Annotated in this window: 18 protein-coding genes; 8 read left to right on the top strand and 10 right to left on the bottom strand. The window is 57.1% G+C overall.

All coding sequences use genetic code 11. The annotated features are described in order from the left end of the window. Positions 1-1509: 1509 nt before the first annotated feature. The 4 genes from purH to Q7U39_08215 all read left to right on the top strand — a co-directional run bounded on the left by purH (position 1510) and on the right by Q7U39_08215 (position 5662). A complete protein-coding gene (gene purH / locus Q7U39_08230; protein MDO9117930.1) occupies positions 1510-3063 on the top strand; it encodes a bifunctional phosphoribosylaminoimidazolecarboxamide formyltransferase/IMP cyclohydrolase in 1554 nt (517 codons plus the stop codon). A 206-nt stretch (positions 3064-3269) separates the two neighbouring features. Continuing rightward, positions 3270-4541, top strand: a complete 1272-nt coding sequence (gene purD / locus Q7U39_08225; protein MDO9117929.1) for a phosphoribosylamine--glycine ligase — start codon at positions 3270-3272, stop codon at positions 4539-4541. A 64-nt stretch (positions 4542-4605) separates the two neighbouring features. Then, positions 4606-5214, top strand: a complete 609-nt coding sequence (locus Q7U39_08220) for an L-threonylcarbamoyladenylate synthase (GenBank protein MDO9117928.1) — start codon at positions 4606-4608, stop codon at positions 5212-5214. Positions 5215-5260: 46 nt separating this feature from the next. After that, positions 5261-5662 carry a hypothetical protein gene (locus Q7U39_08215; protein MDO9117927.1) on the top strand — a complete coding sequence of 134 codons (402 nt, stop codon included), beginning with the start codon at positions 5261-5263 and terminating at the stop codon, positions 5660-5662. A 217-nt stretch (positions 5663-5879) separates the two neighbouring features. Here Q7U39_08215 and Q7U39_08210 read toward each other — a convergent pair whose 3' ends face one another. The 5 genes from Q7U39_08210 to Q7U39_08190 all read right to left on the bottom strand — a co-directional run bounded on the left by Q7U39_08210 (position 5880) and on the right by Q7U39_08190 (position 9035). After that, entirely contained in the window at positions 5880-6266 is a 387-nt protein-coding gene (locus Q7U39_08210) for a zinc ribbon domain-containing protein (GenBank protein MDO9117926.1), read from the bottom strand. A gap of 69 nt (positions 6267-6335) precedes the next feature. Further along, complete coding sequence (locus tag Q7U39_08205) at positions 6336-7532, bottom strand: pyridoxal phosphate-dependent aminotransferase (protein ID MDO9117925.1); 1197 nt, start codon at positions 7530-7532, stop codon at positions 6336-6338. Then, positions 7529-8017: a pantetheine-phosphate adenylyltransferase gene (gene coaD, locus Q7U39_08200; protein MDO9117924.1), complete on the bottom strand. Its 489-nt coding sequence runs from the start codon at positions 8015-8017 to the stop codon at positions 7529-7531. The genes Q7U39_08205 and coaD overlap by 4 nt, the downstream gene beginning before the upstream one ends. Beyond that, positions 8014-8580, bottom strand: coding sequence for a 16S rRNA (guanine(966)-N(2))-methyltransferase RsmD (gene rsmD, locus Q7U39_08195; protein MDO9117923.1), 567 nt, complete (start codon positions 8578-8580; stop codon positions 8014-8016). Before rsmD ends, coaD begins: the two co-directional genes overlap by 4 nt. A 278-nt stretch (positions 8581-8858) precedes the next feature. Then, on the bottom strand, positions 8859-9035 hold the full coding sequence (locus Q7U39_08190) for a hypothetical protein (protein ID MDO9117922.1): 177 nt from the start codon (positions 9033-9035) through the stop codon (positions 8859-8861). 186 nt (positions 9036-9221) lie between these two features. On the opposite strand from Q7U39_08190, the gene radC reads away from it, so the two are divergent. Both radC and fusA read left to right on the top strand, forming a co-directional pair. Then, positions 9222-9920, top strand: a complete 699-nt coding sequence (radC, locus tag Q7U39_08185; GenBank protein ID MDO9117921.1) for a DNA repair protein RadC — start codon at positions 9222-9224, stop codon at positions 9918-9920. 104 nt (positions 9921-10024) lie between these two features. Continuing rightward, positions 10025-12127: an elongation factor G gene (gene fusA, locus Q7U39_08180; protein ID MDO9117920.1), complete on the top strand. Its 2103-nt coding sequence runs from the start codon at positions 10025-10027 to the stop codon at positions 12125-12127. A 6-nt stretch (positions 12128-12133) separates the two neighbouring features. Here fusA and Q7U39_08175 read toward each other — a convergent pair whose 3' ends face one another. Next, positions 12134-13399: a Do family serine endopeptidase gene (locus tag Q7U39_08175; protein ID MDO9117919.1), complete on the bottom strand. Its 1266-nt coding sequence runs from the start codon at positions 13397-13399 to the stop codon at positions 12134-12136. A gap of 155 nt (positions 13400-13554) precedes the next feature. Further along, complete coding sequence (locus Q7U39_08170; GenBank protein MDO9117918.1) at positions 13555-14202, bottom strand: TrkA C-terminal domain-containing protein; 648 nt, start codon at positions 14200-14202, stop codon at positions 13555-13557. Positions 14203-14422: 220 nt separating this feature from the next. Here Q7U39_08170 and pgm point away from each other — a divergent pair, with 220 nt between their 5' ends. Both pgm and Q7U39_08160 read left to right on the top strand, forming a co-directional pair. Next, on the top strand, positions 14423-16072 hold the full coding sequence (gene pgm / locus Q7U39_08165) for a phosphoglucomutase (alpha-D-glucose-1,6-bisphosphate-dependent) (protein MDO9117917.1): 1650 nt from the start codon (positions 14423-14425) through the stop codon (positions 16070-16072). 11 nt (positions 16073-16083) lie between these two features. Continuing rightward, positions 16084-16299, top strand: a complete 216-nt coding sequence (locus Q7U39_08160) for a hypothetical protein (protein ID MDO9117916.1) — start codon at positions 16084-16086, stop codon at positions 16297-16299. Between the two features lie 31 nt (positions 16300-16330). Here the strand turns inward: Q7U39_08160 and lipA are convergent, their stop codons facing one another. From lipA to Q7U39_08145, 3 genes are read right to left on the bottom strand one after another with little or no spacing between them, the layout of a single operon-like run. Continuing rightward, complete coding sequence (gene lipA, locus Q7U39_08155) at positions 16331-17227, bottom strand: lipoyl synthase (protein MDO9117915.1); 897 nt, start codon at positions 17225-17227, stop codon at positions 16331-16333. Next, positions 17224-17595 carry a hypothetical protein gene (locus Q7U39_08150; protein ID MDO9117914.1) on the bottom strand — a complete coding sequence of 124 codons (372 nt, stop codon included), beginning with the start codon at positions 17593-17595 and terminating at the stop codon, positions 17224-17226. Before Q7U39_08150 ends, lipA begins: the two co-directional genes overlap by 4 nt. A 13-nt stretch (positions 17596-17608) precedes the next feature. Then, entirely contained in the window at positions 17609-17974 is a 366-nt protein-coding gene (locus Q7U39_08145) for a hypothetical protein (GenBank protein MDO9117913.1), read from the bottom strand. Positions 17975-17997: the final 23 nt, after the last annotated feature.

Here is a 17997-nt window from a genome sequence, read left to right as displayed (position 1 = left end):
GTCGGTGACCTGGACTGTGAAGGTGAATGAGGGACCCGTTGGTGTTGGGTTTCCCGTAATTCTACCGGTTGAGGAATTGATGCTGAGATTTGGAATTGTGCCACCTTGGAAGCTCCACGTACGAGTCCCAGATCCACCGCTGGCTGCCAAGGGCTGATCATAGGGCTGATTCAGTACCCCATTCGGGAGTGATGGCGTTGTGATATTCAGAGCTGTGGGTAAGCTCGTTGTAATAGTCAATGTTTTTTCATCGGTGTCCGCAGGGAACGCCGAGTCCTGCACTCTAAATCGCATTGCATAGTTGGTTACGGCTGGAGATGACAGGGATGATCCACTGAGAAGTCCACCTGAGGACAACGAAAGTCCTGGAAGGATTGGGTTTGGTGTACTGCTGGACAGGCTCCAGCTGACTGTCCCGGTACCACCTGTCGATGTCAATTGTTCGCTATACCCCTGATTAACTGTTCCTGGAGGCAACGTAGCGGGCGATGAAATTGTGAGTTTGGCTGGTGCGGCGCTAATGTTCAGTGTGTAGGCTCTTGCTCCTGTTTGCGGTGTTGGTGAAAAGGAGTCAGTGACTCTAAATGTGTAGTTGTTGGAGCTTGGCGCCTGAGGGATACCCGTGATCGTTGCCGTATCACCAGTCGGAGTGAAAGTAAGTCCTGCAGGCAACGTCGGAGTGACCGTCCATGTGGTGTATGGGGGAGTTCCGCCACTTGCCGTGAGGGTTACGGGATATGTGGTACCAACAACTCCGCTGGGTAAGGATGCCGGAAGGGAAATCTGGGGTTGCGGGACAGAATTGATGGCGATGGTCAGCTGGGTTTCAAAGGATTGAGTTGGTTGAGCAGAGTCTACCACGCGGTAGGTCCGTGTCGTACTTCCTGTGTTTGTCGGAATTCCGCTGATCACACCATTAGAGTCCATCGTGAGGCCTGGGGCTGGTGTTTGGCCTGACGGAATGGACCACCCAAAGGGCTGCGTGCCACCCGCAGCGGTTAATGTCGTGGAGTAGGGAATGCCGATGCTGCCAGCCGGAAGCGTTGCGGGAGATGTAATCGTCAATACCGTTGGTCCCGCCGCCGGCGCCGGGGCATTCGACACGTCTGAACAGGCTCCCATACCTAGAGCGACAAGGAGTGACACGAAGACGGTCCAGATTGTGTGTCGGCTAAAAATATGCGTACCCATTGTGGAGCCTCGATGATGAATGGAACTCGCTGCCTGTGGTGACGAGCTCTGATGACTAATACTTCTCGACATGGGCATCATAGTCGCTGGACGGGGGCGTAGTCTACCCTACGGATGTAGAGGGGGGCTGAGCGGCTGAGGTTAAGGCCAAGGTTCAGTCCGCACATTAGAAAGAGAATGCAGTATTTCTGAAGTGAATTTCTTGCTCGGCGTCTGCTTGGACCCATTCTTGAACTTCCCTGATCCATTTGCTATCCTTCGCCCGCCTTCCAAGATACAAACCATTACTTTATCGAGCATTTCTGAAGGAGTATCGACATGGCCAGCATCAAGCGGGCGCTGATTAGTGTTTCAGATAAAACGGGAGTCATCGAGATGGCCAAGGGCTTGGAAGCTCTTGGGGCAGAAATTCTCTCGACGGGCGGGACGGCCAAGGCCTTGCGTGACGCGGGCGTGAAGGTCACGGATGTGGCGGCGTATACGGGCTCGCCGGAGATTCTTGATGGTCGTGTGAAGACGCTCCATCCGAAAATCCATGGCGGGTTGCTCGGTCGTCGCTCGGTGCCGGCTCATGTCGATCAGATGAAACAGCACAATATCGGCCCGATCGATGTCGTGGTGGTGAATCTCTATCCCTTTGAAGCCACCATCGCGAAGCCGAACTGCCCCTTCGAAGAAGCGATTGAGAATATCGATATCGGCGGTCCGTCGATGCTGCGCTCTGCGGCGAAGAATCATGAAGATGTGCTGGTCGTGGTCGATCCGACGGACTATACGCGTGTGCTGGATGCGGCAAAGGCAGGAACGGTCTCGCCTGTGTTGCGTCGCGAGCTGGCCATGAAGGTGTTTCAGCATACGGCGCGCTATGACAGCCTGATTGCGGGCTATCTCGAAAAGCAGGTGCAGGGCGGAGATGTGAAGTTCCCCAAGATCCTCTCGCTGCAATTCGAGTTGGCGGAGACGTTGCGGTACGGAGAGAATCCTCACCAGCAGGGCGCGTTCTATCGCGAATTCAACTCCAATGAGCCGTCGGTGTCGCGCGGGAAGATTCTGCACGGGAAGGCGATGTCGTACAACAACTTCCTCGACGCGAATTCGGCCCTTGAGCTGGCGAAAGAATATGACGAGTGTGCGGTTGCCATCATCAAGCACAACAATCCCTGCGGTGTGGCGCTGGGCGCGACGCCGGTCGAAGCCTATGTGAAGGCGCGTGCGACGGATCCGGTCTCGGCGTTCGGTGGCGTCCTGGCATTCAACCGGCCGGTCGATCTGGCCACCGCCAAGGAAATCACCTCAACGTTCGTCGAAGTGGTGATTGCTCCCGGGTTTGCCGAGGATGCGCTGGCCGAACTCAAGCGCAAGAAGGATCTGCGGTTGCTCGACGTCGGGCCGCTCACGAAGGTGCCGCAGGTTGGACTCGACCTCAAGAAACTCGTCGGCGGGTTGATCGTGCAGGATCGCGATTTGGGTGTGTTGACGGACCTTCGTACGCTGCAAGTCCCGACGGCGCGCAAGCCCACGGACGAGGAGTATGCGGCCTGCGCTTTCGCGTGGAAAGTCTGCAAACATGTGAAGTCGAACGCCATCATTTACGCAACGCCTGGCCAGACGGTCGGGATCGGCGCCGGGCAAATGAGCCGCGTCGATAGCGTGAAGCTGGCGGTGATGAAAGCGCAGATGCCGGTGAAGGGTTGCGTGATGGCCTCGGACGCGTTCTTCCCGTTCCGCGACGGTCTGGATGCGGCCGCGCAAGCCGGGATTACGGCGGTGATTCAACCGGGTGGCTCGATTCGCGATGCCGAGATCATCAAGGCGGCGGACGAGCAGGGGTTGGCGATGATTATGACCGCCATGCGCCACTTCCGCCACTAATCGGATGCTGAAACAGGCCCCCAACTTCGTTCTCGGCTCGAAAAAATCCTCAACGTAGCTCAGTAGCTACGCCTCCGGTTTTTTCTCGCCTGCGGCCTCGTTGGATGTCCTGTTTGAGCATCCTCTTGAGGCGCGATTCGGTTGAAGTGGCCTTGCGGAAGGCTCATTTTGAGAAGCCTCATTAATTTAATGCACCTAAGAGCATCATGAAAATTCTTGTCGTCGGGAGCGGTGGGCGCGAACATACGATGGTGTGGAAGCTCTCGCAGAGTCCGCGGAAACCGCAAATTTTCTGTGCGCCGGGGAATGCCGGGATCGAGTCGCTGGCGGCTTGTCTGCCGATCAAGGTGGACGATATTACGGCCCTCAAAGATTTTGTCATCAAGGAACAGGTTGATCTGACGGTGGTGGGCCCGGAAGTGCCGCTGGCGAACGGCATTGTCGATGAGTTTCGTAAGGCCAAGTTGAAAATCTTTGGTCCGACCAAAAATGCCGCCCGGCTGGAATCCAGCAAGATCTTTTCGAAGGATGTGATGGCCTTGGCCAAGATTCCGACGGCACGGGCGAAGAGTTTTGAAAAGATGGACGAGGCGCTCGCGTATGTCGAGGCGCACGAACTCCCGGTCGTCATTAAGGCCGATGGGCTGGCGCAGGGCAAGGGCGTGGTCATTGCGACCACTCGCGAGCAGGCGAAGCAGGCGATCGTCGATTCGATGGAACATGCCGTCTTCGGGCAGGCCGGCCAGCGCGTGCTCATCGAACAATTCCTCGACGGCGAAGAACTCACCATCATGGCGTTTACGGATGGTAAGGCGGTGGTGCCCATGTTGCCGGCACAGGATCACAAGCGTGTGGGCGACGGCGACACGGGGCTCAACACGGGGGGGATGGGCGCCTACTGCCCGGCTCCGTTGGGCACCCCGGCCTTGCGTATGCAGGTCACTCGCGACGTGTTGCAGCCGATTGTGTCGGCGATGTCCCGAATGGGTTCTCCGTTTCAAGGGGTGTTATACGCCGGAATCATGGTCGTGAAGGGCGTGCCCTATGTGCTCGAGTTCAATGCGCGTATGGGCGATCCTGAAACACAGGTGGTGTTGCCGCTGCTGAAGTCTGATCTCATCGATGTGATCGAGGCCGTTGTCGAGCATCGGCTGGATCAGTTGACGGTGGAGTGGCATGACGACTGTGCCGTGTGTGTGGTGATGACGTCGGAGGGCTATCCCGGTAGTTATGAAACGGGAAAGGCCATCCACGGACTTGCTGACGGCGATCCCTCAGCGACGGTGTTTCATGCCGGCACTGTCCGAAAGGGCTCTGACGTGGTGACCGCCGGTGGCCGGGTCTTAGGCGTCACCGGGCGAGGGGCCACGATCGCGGACGCGCAACAGGCCGCCTACCGGCAGGTTCAGCGGATTTCTTTCGACGGACAGCATTACCGGACGGATATCGCCCATCGCGCTCTTCGGCGCAGCAGCTAGCAGTTCCACGCATCCCGCACCTTTCATGGCTGTCATCGAGTCGTACTCTGCAACGGATTCAGATGTGCTGTTCCCCCGGATTGCCCGATTGGTGCAGGCCGGCGGGGTGCTCGGGATTCCTACAGAAACCTATTATGGCTTAGGGGCAAATCCGCTCGATGGGGCGGCGGTGGCGCGCCTGCTCTCCATCAAGGGTCGACCGGATGGCAAACCTATTTTGATTCTGATTGGTGATCAGGCACAGCTTCAGGATCTTGTCGCCGAGGTGTCTCCTGCCGCGCAGGTGCTGATGGAGGCTTTTTGGCCGGGACCGCTGACGCTGGTGTTTTCCGCCGGTCCAGGACTTCCAACGGCTATCACGGCTGGGACCGGCACGGTCGGGGTTCGTCATACTTCTCACGCCGCTCTCGCGGAGCTTCTTCGGCATACGGGACCATTAACGGGTACGAGTGCGAATCGCTCAGGGGAGTCGCCGGTTCAAACTGCGGCCGAGGTGGAACGGACGATCGGCACCATGGTCGATGTCATCGTTGATGGCGGACCCACGCGGGGCGGATTGCCGTCGACGGTGTTGAGCGTGTGTGACGGCGTGCGGATGATTCGCGAAGGGCCGATCGATCGAACGATGATTCAACAGGCGCTTGTGGCGCGAGGATTTCACCTCAAGCCGTGAGAAGTATGCTATACATCCGCGCATGGATGTCAGAAAGGAGGGTCGTATGGTGAATGTGCTGCGTCAGCGAATGCTTGTTGGGATAGTGGCGGTGGTGGGGGTGGCGGTGTCGGGCTGTGACTATTGGCCGCCTGCGCTTCAGGCCCAGGTGGAACAGCTCCGTTCGGAAGTGCAAACGGTGAATATGGAGAAGGCCCAGCTTCAGAATCAGATCAACGATCTGTCTAAGGCGAAGCAAGATCTACAGACCCAAGTCGATGACCTGGGACGGATGAATCGTGAAAAGACCGGAATGATCTCTAGCCTTCAGAATCAGGTCGAGGCGTTGCGGGTCAAGGCGGTCAAGGCAATGGCCCCGAAGGCTCCTGCCAAGGCTGTTGCCAAGCCAACGGCCAAACCTGCCGCGAAGGCTCCTGTCAAGAAGAACGTTCCGGCCAAGCGAAGGTAGCTCGGATGCTGAAACAGTCCGCCAGCGGCGTTCTCGCTTCACTCAGAGGCTCAACGTACCGCCGCGTACGCCTCGCCTCTTCGCTCGCTGCGGCCTTGCTGTCCGGCGTGTTTGAGCATCCTCATAGCATGGATGTCTCTATGCTCTATTGAGCATGCTAGCCGTTTGTTTTTCTTGTGCCGAGTTTTTAACAGCGTGCTAGTTCGGAGACGTCAGCCTACTTCTGGCCTGAGGTGGTGCTGGATGCAGGTGCGCTGCTGGCGGATGGAGTGGACGAGCTGGTCGTTCCTCCGGAAGCCGGTGGCGCAGATGGTGCGGAGGGCGTCGATGACGAAGCTGCCGCTGGTGTCGCCGACGACTCAGCCGGCGCCGTCGTTGTGGCCGTGGGCGTCGGTTTGGTGGTCTCCCCGGTCGGCGGTTTCATCTTGTCCGAATAGTCCGTAATGTACCAGCCGGATCCCTTGAACATGATTGCGGGTGCCGAAATGATTCGGCTGACGGATTTGCCGCATTTCGCACAGGTGGCGACGGCTTCGTCTTTCATGCTCTGTTTGAGTTCAAACGTATATGAACAATCGTGGCAGAGATATTCGTAAATAGGCACGTGTGACCCTCCGGAATGCGTAGTCGATAATCTACCAATAACCCTTGTTGCGCGTGAGTCAAGTGGCGGTCATGCTGTCAGCTTACCAAACGCGGCAGCAATGCGATCCAATCCCTTCGTGATGGTGTCCATGCTGGTCGCATAGGACAACCGAATGTGGTGCTGACTGCCGAATGGCTCACCGGGCACCACGGCCACATGGGCCTCCTTCAAGAGATAGTTCGCCAATGCCTGCGGTGAAGCCACCGGTCCGTTCGGTCCTGTTCGCCCCAGTACGCCGCCGATGTTGGGAAAGGCATAGAAGGCTCCTCCAGGCATCCGGCAGGACACGCCAGGAATCGCATTGAGGCGCTCCACCATGACTTTTCTTCTCCGGTCGAATTCCACCACCATCATTTCTGTAAACGGTCCGCCAAGTTTCAGCGCGGCGACGGCGGCCTTCTGCGAGATCGAACAGGGGTTTGACGTGCTTTGGCTTTGGATGTTGGCCATGGCGGTCAGAAGGGGCTTCGGTCCGGCTGCATAGCCGATGCGCCATCCCGTCATGGCGTAGGCCTTGGAGACACCATTGATGATGACGGTGCGCTCGGCCACTTCAGGTCCCAGGGTGGCGATGCTGATATGCGTCGCTCCGTCGTACAGCACCTTCTCGTAAATTTCATCGGAGATGATCAGGAGGTTGTGCTTCACCGCGATGGTTGCAATGGCCTCCAGTGTGCGCTTGTCGTAGGTGGCTCCGGTCGGATTACAGGGGCTATTGACGATGATGGCTTTGGTGCGCGGCGTGACTAACTTCTGCAGTTCCTCAGGATTGATGGCATAGTCCTGGTCTTCCCTGGTCGGGAGCAGCACAGGGGTGGCATCATTGAGGAGCGCCTGATCGGCGTAGGACACCCAGTAGGGTGTTGGAATAATAATCTCATCGCCGGCCTCTAGGAGGGCTTCGGCGACGTTGTAGAGCGAGTGCTTGGCTCCGCAGGAAACCAAGATTTGGGCCTTCTCATAGCGCAAACCTTGCTCAGCGAGAAGTTTATCGGCAATGGCTTGACGAAGCTCGTCGATGCCTGACGAAGGGGTATATTTCGTAAAGCCGGCGCGAATGGCTGCTTCGGCCGCGGCCTTGACGGGTTCCGGCGTATCGAAATCCGGTTCCCCGGATGAGAAATCGACGACATCGATCCCTTGCGCAGCCATGGCTTTGGCCGTCGCGGTCATGGCTAATGTCGGAGACGGAGTGATTCGACTGACGCGTGCGGCGAGTTTCATTGTTTGAGGCTCCGGATTCGTTCTTCAAGACGTCGAGCCACGTCGGGATGCAGGAACTCCGTTAACGGACCGCCGTGCTGGGCAACGTCTTTGATGATGGTGGAAGAGAGGTACGAAAATTCTTCGCTGGGCATGAGAAATACGGTCTCCACATTCTTGGCCAGTTTCCGGTTGATGAGGGCCATCTGAAATTCGTGCTCGAAGTCAGAAATGGCTCGCAGCCCTCGAATAATGGCATGGGCTCCCGACCGTGCGACATAGTCGACCAGGAGGCCTTCGAAGACGGTCACATCGACCTGGGTTAGATCCTTCATGACCAGCTTCACCATCTCCAGCCGCTCGGTCAGATTAAAGAGCGGATGTTTGGCTGGATTAGGTGCGACCGCCACGACCACCTTGTCGAAGACGCGAAGGCTGCGTGTAATGATATCGGTATGACCGTGCGTAATCGGGTCAAAGGTGCCGGGGTATATACCGATTTTCATGCTGTGGCCTCTGCGGGAAACGAATAGATCGACAGTGCCGTATCTCCGTATTGATAGTGCTTCCTAAACGTTGCCAAGCCCAGCCGGTCGGGAAGGGTGGATTTCGACGCGTGTTCGACAACCAGCCAGGCATCGGGTGGCGTGAGTGTAGCATGGACGGTTTGGAAGATGTCTTCGAGTTTGTAGGCCAGGTCATAAGGAGGATCGGCAAATACAATATCATAGGGGCCGACCCACAACTCTGGACGCGTTAGAAATTGTTTGACCGTTCTTGCGTGAACCGTGACGAGGGTGTTCATCCCACACTCCGCGACATTGTGCCGCAAGAGTTTCAATGATTCAGCTTGTGACTCAACGGCTGTCACGTGCGCTGCTCCACGGCTGAGTGCCTCAATGCCAATCGCTCCGGTTCCCGCAAAGAGATCCAACACGCGACTATCTGGAAGCCGGTTACCCAGGATAGAAAACAATGCTTCCCTGACTCGGTCAGAGGTAGGACGAAGTGCGGTGCCGTGCGGTCCCTGAAGGCGTCGACCCCGGTGGGATCCAGCTATAACTCGCATGTCAGTAAATACGGGACATCGTTAAGAGAGCAGGACTCTAACACAGCGTTTTTGCAGGGGTCAAGGGACGAAGCGGGGCTGACGTACTGGAGGGAAGTTAGGGGCTGGCGATGATGTGACTTTGGTCTGGAAACAGTCAGGGGGATGGATCATTTTGACCATCCATTAGGAAGCCGCTATACTTTCGCCGCACCCACTCTTGCGTGGATGCGCGAGCTCTCCGATTGAGGGCGACTCGATAACCGGGTCGGATCGGACGACAGCGAATCAATGCTTAATCATTTACTGGCTGATACCGGTTGGGTATCCCGAGCGGCCAGACTCTTTCTTCGATTATTGGAAATCGTGCGATCGATGATCGCGCCGCAGTTGATGCATTTCCAGGCGTAAAAAATGAGGAAGAAGTCTGAGAACCGCTCCAACATCATCAGCCCTTTGCATTTCGGACATTCCATCGAATCCTCCCAGGTGTCTGCATGAACAGCTGTGTGCCGAATTAAGCAAAAGCTGCACCAAATTGTCGTGTGTCAATATTTCAATGGTTTATCGGTTACGTAGTTGTCTCCATGGGGTAAAACCTACCCCAGGGGGTCGTGCAAAAAGGTGCGTGGCGTCAGATTTTTGTTCAGAGAGGGTGAATCATGACGACTGACACTCACAGAGGGATCGGGCACTGGCCTGCGACTGAACGTCCGAGAGAACGTCTTCTGGCCAAAGGGCCTGAGATGCTGTCGGATGCGCAATTGTTGGCGATTTTGTTGAGAACTGGACGTCGAGATTCATCCGCAGTGCAGGTCGCGATGGAGCTGCTGCACCGCGTCGGCGGGCTGGCATCGTTGGCCCGGAGCGGAATTGAAGAACTCTGTACGATTCCAGGAATAGGTCCGGCAAAAGTTGCCCAGCTGAAGGCGGCGCTTGAATTGGGAAAGCGAGCCATGGCGATTCCCCTCTCGACGGGGACAAAAATTTCATCCAGCTCAGATTTGTTTCGGCACTTCCACCCACTGGTACGCGATCTCAAGCACGAAATCTTCAAGGTCATCTTGCTCGATGCGAAGAATACGGTCATGAAAGAGGCCACGGTGTCGGAGGGGAGTCTCACGTTGAGCATCGTCCATCCGCGTGAAGTGTTTGCCCTTGCGGTCCGTGAGTCTGCCGCGGGTGTGATCTTCCTGCATAATCACCCCAGCGGTGATCCGACACCGAGTACCGAAGATCGTCGATTGACGGACCGACTGGTGACGGCCGGCGAAGTGCTGGGGATTCGTGTGTTGGACCATCTGGTCATCGGAGACGGTCGATACGTGAGCTTTGCCGATGAAGGATGGATTAAGGTATAACGAGGTACTCGATCAGTCAGGGCGAGACGACAAACAAGCAGGGACGACAATGAGGAGGCTGATGGTCTAACAATATTTGCGACTAGCTATAAGGAGGGTCTGCCATGGGCGAGATTCGCGTAGAGTCCGTCAGGAATATCGCGTTGGTGTCCAACGTCGGCGCAGGCAAGACATCCCTCACTGAGGCCCTGCTTTACACAAGCGGTGCCATCCCGACTCTCGGCTCCGTACTCCAGGGCACGACCGTTTCCGATTTCGAACCGGAAGAACTCCATCATCACTGTTCCGCCAGCACGAGCCTTCTCCACTTGACCTGGAATCAGACGGCGATCACGCTCGTCGATTCTCCCGGCGCACTGAGCCTATCGGGTGAATCGCTGTCCGCCTTGCGGGCCGTTGATGCCGTCATCATCGTAGTCAATCCCGACGCCGGAGTCCGGACTGAACTGGCCCGCCTTTGGCACAGAGTGAGAGATCTGGACTTGCCGTGTCTCGTGTTCGTGAACGGGTTGGATAGGGAAGGCGCCTCGTTCGACGCTGCCTTGGATCTCTGCCGGACGCAGTTGGAGTGTACGCCGATTCCTATGGTGCTGCCTGCGCACTCCGGTTCCGGTTTCGATTTCGTGATTGATCTGCTGGATGAAACATTGATCCGCTCAGGGTGCTCCTCTCCCAAGATCGAACGAGCCGCAGCTCCTCCCGAGATGGAACAGGCGGTCAAGCATGCGCGGAAACAATTAATCGAAGCGGTCGCTGAGCGTGATGAGGGGCTGCTGAGTCGCTATCTGGAACAAGGCGATTTGAATCGGGATGAATTAGTGGAAGGGCTTCGGAGCGATATCCAGACCAGGCAGTTCCTTCCGGTCTATGCCGGCTCGGCGCTGCGCAATGTCGGCGTATGGTCATTGCTCAATGCTCTTGTCACCCTACTGCCGTCGCCTGCAGAACGGGCTGTCATTCATCCTGCGCTAGGGCGGCACCCAGAAACTGGGCAGCCGTGCGAACGGAAGGGGGGCCTGCAAGAGCCGTTTTCCGGTCTGATCTTCAAGACGATCATCGACCCCTTCGTCGGGAGGCTGTCCTATTGCCGGGTCTTGTCAGGAACGATCCAGGCGGACTCGACGGTCCTCAACGGGACGAGACACGTCCGTGAGAAGCTCGGCCATTTCTATACGCTATTGGGCAAGAAGCATGTGCTCATCAGTGCGGCCAAGTCGGGAGACATTGTAGCGATCGGGAAACTCAAGGATACGCAGACAGGCGACACGCTCTGTCACGAGAGTGCGCCGATCTGTTATCCGTCCTTTGCCTTGCCTCGTCCGGTGTTATCGTTCGCCATTGAGGCCAAGTCCAAGTCGGAAATCGACAAAGTGAGCCTTGGTTTGCATAAGTTGATCGAGGAAGACCCGACGCTGGAATTTGTCCGTAACCCCGAGACCAAGGATATGGTGCTCAGTGGAATGGGGCAACTCCATATCGATCTGGCGCTGGAGAAGCTCCACCGGAAATTCGGAGCGGACGTCACGCTTCACACGCCCAAAGTCCCTTATCGTGAGACGATCAAAGCCGTCTCGCAGGCGCAGGGGAAGTATAAGAAGCAAACGGGTGGCCACGGTCAGTTTGGCGATTGCTGGCTGGAAATCGTCCCTCTGGCGAGGGGAGAAGGATTTGTCTTTGAGAATCGTGTGGTCGGGGGAGCGATCCCGCGCAACTTTATTCCGGCAATTGAGAAAGGCGTGGTGGAAGCCATGCAGGAGGGCGGGCTGAGCGGCTTCCCCGTTGTGGATGTGCGCGTGACGGTCTATGACGGTTCCTTCCACGTCGTCGATTCTTCCGAGATGGCATTCAAGATTGCCGGGTCAATGGCCTTCAAAAAGGCGATGGAAGCGGGACATCCCGTTCTGCTTGAGCCGCTGATGCTGATGGAGATCGAGGCCCCAACGGACACCGTCGGCGCCGTCATGGGGGACATCAATGCGCGCCGGGGACGAATTGTTTCGGTGCAGGCGGATGACCATGCCGAACAGATCAAAGCCCTCGTGCCGTTAGCGGAGTCGCTGAAGTATGCCCCGGCGCTGAACGCAATGACCGGCGGGCGGGGCAGTTACGGGATGGAGTTTGCCCGCTACGAGGAAGTTCCGCGAGAGCTGGCGGGGAAGATCATTGAGGGACACAAGGTTGAACCGCATGCCGTCGCGGCGCACTAAGGCCGCTTAGTCGGTGGATTTGAGGACGACGTAGAACGCGCGATTTTCTCGAAGGACGCGGAGTAGGACCGTGTCGCCGCGCCGGACTTTTGTGATCGCCGACGTGAATTCTCCGACGGTGGCGACGTCGGCGCGGTTGACTTCCTTGATCAGGTCGCCTTCACGAAGCCCTTCTGCGTGAGCCAGGCTGCCTGGATCAACTTTGGTAATCAGCACGCCGCGCGTTTCGCGGAGTTTGAATTTTTCTGCCAGTCCGGCTGAGAGGTCCTGAAGATCGAGCCCCAGTTTCACCTCGGTTCGGGACTGCGGGAGAGAGGCCATGACCGCGGTGTCCCGTCGTTCACTCAAGGGAACGGTGAGGATGTGTCGCGTGAAATCTCTGATGACTTCGATCTTCGGGGCAGCGCCGGGCGGGAGCGCGCCGATCAAGCGGGACAGCTTGTTCGGAGAGTCCACCACGCTGCCGTCGATCGTCAGAATAATGTCGCCGGGCTTGATGCCGGCTTCGGCGGCCGGATCTTTTTCGAAGACCTCATTGACGAGGATCCCTTCGCCTTCAGTCACACCGAACTTTTTCGCCAGCTCCGGCGTGAGCGGCTGGATGCCGACCCCCAGCCATCCGCGCACCACTTTGCCGCGTGCGATCAGTTGCTGAATGACCTGTTTGGTCATATTCGAGGGAATGGCAAATCCGATCCCTTGGGCGAAGTTGATGATGGCGGTATTGATGCCGATGACTTCCCCGCGCAGATTGAAGAGCGGTCCGCCGGAATTGCCGGGGTTAATCGAGGCGTCGGTCTGAATGAAGTTTTCGTAACGGGAGAGATTGACGTTTTCCCGTCCGATTCCGCTCACCACACCCAGCGTGACGGTGCGATCAAGTCCAAACGGGTTCCCCACAGCAAGCACCCACTGACCGACGCGCACCGCGCTGGAATCGCCAAATCGGGCAAAAGGCAACGCGCGATCGACGGTGACTTTTAGGAGTGCCAGATCGGTGTCCGGATCTTTCCCGACGACATGTGCGATCAATTTCGTCTTGTCGAATAAACGGACCTCGACTTCAAGGGCATCGCCGATGACATGGTTGTTCGTGACGATGTGTCCCTCGTTGTCCACAATGAGGCCGGATCCGGACCCCGATGCACCGGGCGTGCGGTCTGCGCCAGACTCACGCGATCTTCCTGCTCCGGGAATTGGAAAGATGTTCACGACGGACGGCTTGGCTTCTTCCGCCAGATCGGTAATGACAGTCTGAATTTCTTCGAGCATCCGTATTCCCGGAGAATCCGTGATCGCTGCCGTCGCGAGAGGATTTGCCCAAGGCAATAGGAGCACTGTGAAGATCAGAGTGGCTCTGAAAGCTCGAGTCCCACGCATCATCATAGATTCATTCTACCGGAAGGCCTAGGCTCCTGCCTATGGGGCTAGGCGGGCTGCGTTGCGGAGGAGGTGGAGTGACGGCGGCGGGTAAACCAGGTGGAGAGATGATCCAGCTCCGTCTGGCCACCCATGAGGACGACAATGTCGCCTGTACGGAAGGTCAGGTCTTCAGCAGGCGCCAAAAGGAATGGTCCGCGCATGACCGTGGCGATGTGAACGGATGATGAACGCGGAACGTCGCCAATGCGTTGTCCGACAGCGGCAGAACTGTGCGGGATCATGACTCGTTCAATGCCGGCCGAACGTTGGCTGAGATCCTGCTGGAGGCGGAGGAGGTCTTCGTGGATGGTTTCCAGCTTCAGCTGCCTGATTTGAACATCGAGTTCAACCAGTGATTGTTTGAGCGTCTGGATGCGTGTGGTGGCACGATGGATGGTGTTGTCGACCTCCGAGAGGTCAGGATCGAGAGGGCGGCGCTCGGAGGGGCGGCGGGAGATCTGGTCAACGATCTGATGTCCAAGATCCTGGCTGATGGCATCGATTCCCTCAAGTACGCTTGATGCCTGCCAATGGAGGCGGAGGATCTGAACCTTGCGATTGACACGCTCTGCAATTGAGACAACCGCTTCGTGGAGAGCGGTGCTCGTAACGGAAAGTTCTTTCTGAAGGCGATTGAGGAAATCTAAGCGCATAAGTCTTCTGAATAGTAGCGTCTGATAAGAGGTATTATGTAAACTACATAGTCGAATGGGATTTACTGCCCATATCTTTACTCTTCTCTTCAGCCGTTGATCAAGAGAGCCTTACCCCATTGGCCATCCGATATTCTCTCACGGATTGACAGTCTCTCGCTCAAAGCGTACATGCAACAGTCTGTAGCAACTCAGCCAATGACTTCGCGCGAGGCTTTCTATGCCGATTCATCCCTTGGCCGGTCAGCCGGCTCCACAGTCCATTCTTGTCGATGTCCATCGGCTGCTCTCTGCCTATATGTCAGATACGCCCGACGTTACGGTTCGTGACCAGCGTGTGACATTTGGGACATCCGGCCACCGTGGGTCATCCCTCAAGCGAAGCTTCAACGAGCAGCATATTCTCGCCGTCACCCAGGCAGTCAGCGAATACCGTGCCGCGCAGCAGACGACCGGACCGCTGTATCTCGGCAAAGATACCCACGCGTTGTCAGAGCCTGCCTTTATCTCGGCGCTTGAAGTGCTTGCGGCCAATGGTGTCACGGTGATGATCGATCAGGATGGCGGCTTTACACCGACCCCGGTCATTTCTCATGCGATCCTGACCTATAACCGCGGCCGCACATCCGGTCTGGCCGACGGCATTGTCATTACCCCTTCGCATAATCCGCCTGAAGATGGTGGTATCAAGTACAATCCGCCGCATGGCGGACCGGCCGATACGCAGGTCACCAAATGGATCGAAGATCGAGCCAATGCCCTTCTTGCAGGCACACTTCAAGGGGTGAAGCGTCTGTCTTATGAACAAGCTCGAAAAGCTCCTACAACTCATCGACATGATTACCTCAACGCCTACGTGAAGGATCTGGATAATGTCATCGACCTAGACGTGATCAAGTCGGCCAAGCTGACACTTGGCATCGATCCGCTGGGCGGCTCCGGTGTGGCCTATTGGCAGCCGATCGCTGAGCGCTACGGATTGGACATTGAAAATGTGAACCCCACCGTCGATCCGACCTTTCGCTTCATGCCTCTGGACTGGGACGGAAAAATCAGGATGGATTGTTCCTCGCCCTATGCCATGGCGAATCTGATCGCGCTGAAAGATCGCTTCGACGTGGCGTTCGGCAACGATGCCGATAACGACCGCCATGGGATCGTGACACGCACGGCCGGTTTGATGAATCCGAATCATTACCTCGCCGTATCGATCGCCTACTTGTTTGCCAATCGTCCTGGCTGGAAGTCTGATGCCGGTATCGGCAAGACGTTGGTCAGCAGCAGTCTCATCGATCGAGTCGCCGGCAAGCTCAAGCGGAAACTTGTTGAAGTGCCGGTCGGCTTCAAGTGGTTTGTGAATGGATTGCTGGATGGTTCGCTCGGCTTCGGCGGTGAAGAGAGCGCCGGGGCGTCTTTCTTACGGCGTGATGGAAGCGTCTGGTCCACCGATAAAGACGGCATCATCATGGATTTGCTGGCGGCTGAGATGATGGCCAAGACCGGCAAAGATCCCGCGCAACTCTATCAGGATCTGACTAAGGAGCTGGGCGAACCGGTGTATGAACGAATCGATGCCGCGGCAACGCCCGAACAGAAGGCGATTCTCTCCAAGCTCTCCCCTGCTCAGGTTCAAGCCACTGAACTCGTCGGTGATAAGATCGTCGCCATGATGACAACAGCCCCCGGCAACGGCGCAGCCATCGGCGGATTGAAAGTGGTGACCGAGCAAGGCTGGTTTGCCGCCCGCCCCTCCGGAACGGAAGATGTCTACAAGCTCTATGCGGAGAGCTTTCGAGGTAAGGAACATTTGAAACAGATACAGGGTGCGGCTCAGGAGCTGATCGCCAAGGCTTTCGCTTCAGCCAAGTGAGATCCTGAGCCATGTTTGAACTGGGCAGTACGGCTGCGTTGATGTGGGGGATGCTTTTTGGATCGATCGGTGTCGGCTTTTGTATCTATGGTAGAGAGCAAAAGGCCGTGGTCCCGCTCTGCGTGGGAGTTGCCCTTTGTGTCTTCCCCTACTTCGTCGCGAATGTCTATGCGCTGGTCGTAATCGGGGTGGCGCTCATGGCCATTTCGTATTTCGTGCGGGGGTGAGTATTGCGCGGGCCATTGCCCTCCGTTAGTTTCACGATGATTCCATCGTCTGAACGGTTTGTTGTTCCGCATGATAGGAACTTCTCACCAGCGGTCCTGATTCGATGTGAGTGAAGCCCATGGCAATCCCCTCCTCTTTTAAGAGTGCGAAGTCGGAGGGGTCGTAATAGCGAGCGACCGGCAGATGGTCTCTTGTCGGTTGGAGGTATTGTCCGATCGTCATGATGTCGCAATTGACGGCGCGCAAGTCGCGCATCACGTCGCGGGCTTCGTCGAGCGTCTCTCCCATACCCAGGATCAAGCCGGATTTGGTCGTCATTCCTTGCCGCTTGGCCTGGCCGAGTAATTCAATCGACCGCTGATACTTGCCTTGCGGCCTGAGCGATGGAAAGAGGCGGCGGACGGTCTCGATGTTGTGATTCAGGATCTCCGGTTGTTCTGCGCAGACGGTGGTGAGCGCGGCCTCATTTCCCTCAAAGTCAGGAATCAAGACTTCAATCGTACAGCCTGGGCTGAGGGCCCTCGTCTGGCGGATCGTTTCCGCAAAGATGGTTGCGCCACCGTCAGGCAACTCGTCGCGATTTACCGAGGTGATGACGGCATGGCGGAGGCCGAGCGCCTGAACGGCTTCAGCGACCCGCTGAGGTTCGCCGTGATCGACTGCGAGGGGTCTCCCCGTCTCAACCGAGCAGTAGTGGCAGCGCCTTGTGCAGATGTCACCCAGAATCAGGAAGGTGGCGGTGCGCGCGTTCCAACATTCCCACCGATTGGGGCAGCGGGCTTCTTCGCAGATGGTGTGGAGCTTGAGGCGGTCCATCGTCTGCTTGATGTCGAGATAGTCCGGACCGGTCTGTGCATTGATTTTGAACCAGGCGGGCAAACGTGGACGTTCGGGAGAGCGGAGTGCTTCGATCGAGATGAGGCTCATGAGAGGGTGTTGTCCTGTCTACGCGCTCGAAACAATCCCAGGATCTTGCTCAGCAAGCCTGCCGGCTTTGGAGGCGGCGCGGGGTCCGGATATTCGACCCACAGTTCTTGCGAGCCGAGGTAGATGCCGTTGCGAAAGCTGACCTGGGTTCTGAGTTGCCGATATCCCTGCAGGTGCAGATCCCGAATGAGTGCCATGAGCGCCGCATCTTGCCCTGGGTGAGGATCAGTACTGATGCGAATGGTTTCATATCGCAAGATGGCGCAAAACTGTTCCCCGGCTCGTACGAATTCAACGGGGCGGTTGAATCCCCTCTCCCGATAATCCAGCCCGGCGAGCTGATGTTTATCGAGGCCGCTCTCTCCCATAGCGTGCGGGGCCTTATTCCAACGCGCGAAACACGGCGACGAGGTCGCTCAGCGCGAGGGTTTTGCTCTTGAGGATTGCCCGTTCTGCCTGAATCGATTCACGGGTCTTGGGATCTGCTGCGCCGGAGGTCAAGCACGTCGCGCCCAGAGCCAGAATCCGGTTGCAGTCTTCTTCGAGTTTCTTCTTCACGACGGGATTCACAGAGAGAATCTCCATGAGCTGTGTGCGTGTCTCTGTCAGGTGGGCCTGCAGCTCCGAGTCCGGGTAACTCTTGCGGGCGGCTTCATCGAAGCAGCGATCGAGATATTGGGCGAGGAAGACATAAAGCCGCACCAGGGCCGCGGTGATCTCGGTCTGATCTTTTGTGGTGGTCGCCATCGTGCTCTCTTTCTGTGTAAGCG

This window comes from Nitrospira sp. (assembly GCA_030653545.1).
Classification (GTDB): domain Bacteria; phylum Nitrospirota; class Nitrospiria; order Nitrospirales; family Nitrospiraceae; genus Nitrospira_D.
This window is presented reverse-complemented; position numbering and strand designations above follow the sequence as displayed.

What these genes read in the sequence shown, in the direction of transcription:
- purH (MDO9117930.1), top strand. Translation starts at nt 1,510, where the DNA reads ATGGCCAGCATCAAGCGGGCGCTGATTAGTGTTTCAGATAAAACGGGA.
- purD (MDO9117929.1), top strand. Translation starts at nt 3,270, where the DNA reads ATGAAAATTCTTGTCGTCGGGAGCGGTGGGCGCGAACATACGATGGTG.
- Q7U39_08215 (MDO9117927.1), top strand. Translation starts at nt 5,261, where the DNA reads ATGGTGAATGTGCTGCGTCAGCGAATGCTTGTTGGGATAGTGGCGGTG.
- Q7U39_08205 (MDO9117925.1), bottom strand. Translation starts at nt 7,532, where the DNA reads ATGAAACTCGCCGCACGCGTCAGTCGAATCACTCCGTCTCCGACATTA.
- coaD (MDO9117924.1), bottom strand. Translation starts at nt 8,017, where the DNA reads ATGAAAATCGGTATATACCCCGGCACCTTTGACCCGATTACGCACGGT.
- rsmD (MDO9117923.1), bottom strand. Translation starts at nt 8,580, where the DNA reads ATGCGAGTTATAGCTGGATCCCACCGGGGTCGACGCCTTCAGGGACCG.
- Q7U39_08190 (MDO9117922.1), bottom strand. Translation starts at nt 9,035, where the DNA reads ATGGAATGTCCGAAATGCAAAGGGCTGATGATGTTGGAGCGGTTCTCA.
- radC (MDO9117921.1), top strand. Translation starts at nt 9,222, where the DNA reads ATGACGACTGACACTCACAGAGGGATCGGGCACTGGCCTGCGACTGAA.
- fusA (MDO9117920.1), top strand. Translation starts at nt 10,025, where the DNA reads ATGGGCGAGATTCGCGTAGAGTCCGTCAGGAATATCGCGTTGGTGTCC.
- Q7U39_08175 (MDO9117919.1), bottom strand. Translation starts at nt 13,399, where the DNA reads ATGCTCGAAGAAATTCAGACTGTCATTACCGATCTGGCGGAAGAAGCC.
- Q7U39_08170 (MDO9117918.1), bottom strand. Translation starts at nt 14,202, where the DNA reads ATGCGCTTAGATTTCCTCAATCGCCTTCAGAAAGAACTTTCCGTTACG.
- pgm (MDO9117917.1), top strand. Translation starts at nt 14,423, where the DNA reads ATGCCGATTCATCCCTTGGCCGGTCAGCCGGCTCCACAGTCCATTCTT.
- Q7U39_08160 (MDO9117916.1), top strand. Translation starts at nt 16,084, where the DNA reads ATGTTTGAACTGGGCAGTACGGCTGCGTTGATGTGGGGGATGCTTTTT.
- lipA (MDO9117915.1), bottom strand. Translation starts at nt 17,227, where the DNA reads ATGAGCCTCATCTCGATCGAAGCACTCCGCTCTCCCGAACGTCCACGT.
- Q7U39_08150 (MDO9117914.1), bottom strand. Translation starts at nt 17,595, where the DNA reads ATGGGAGAGAGCGGCCTCGATAAACATCAGCTCGCCGGGCTGGATTAT.
- Q7U39_08145 (MDO9117913.1), bottom strand. Translation starts at nt 17,974, where the DNA reads ATGGCGACCACCACAAAAGATCAGACCGAGATCACCGCGGCCCTGGTG.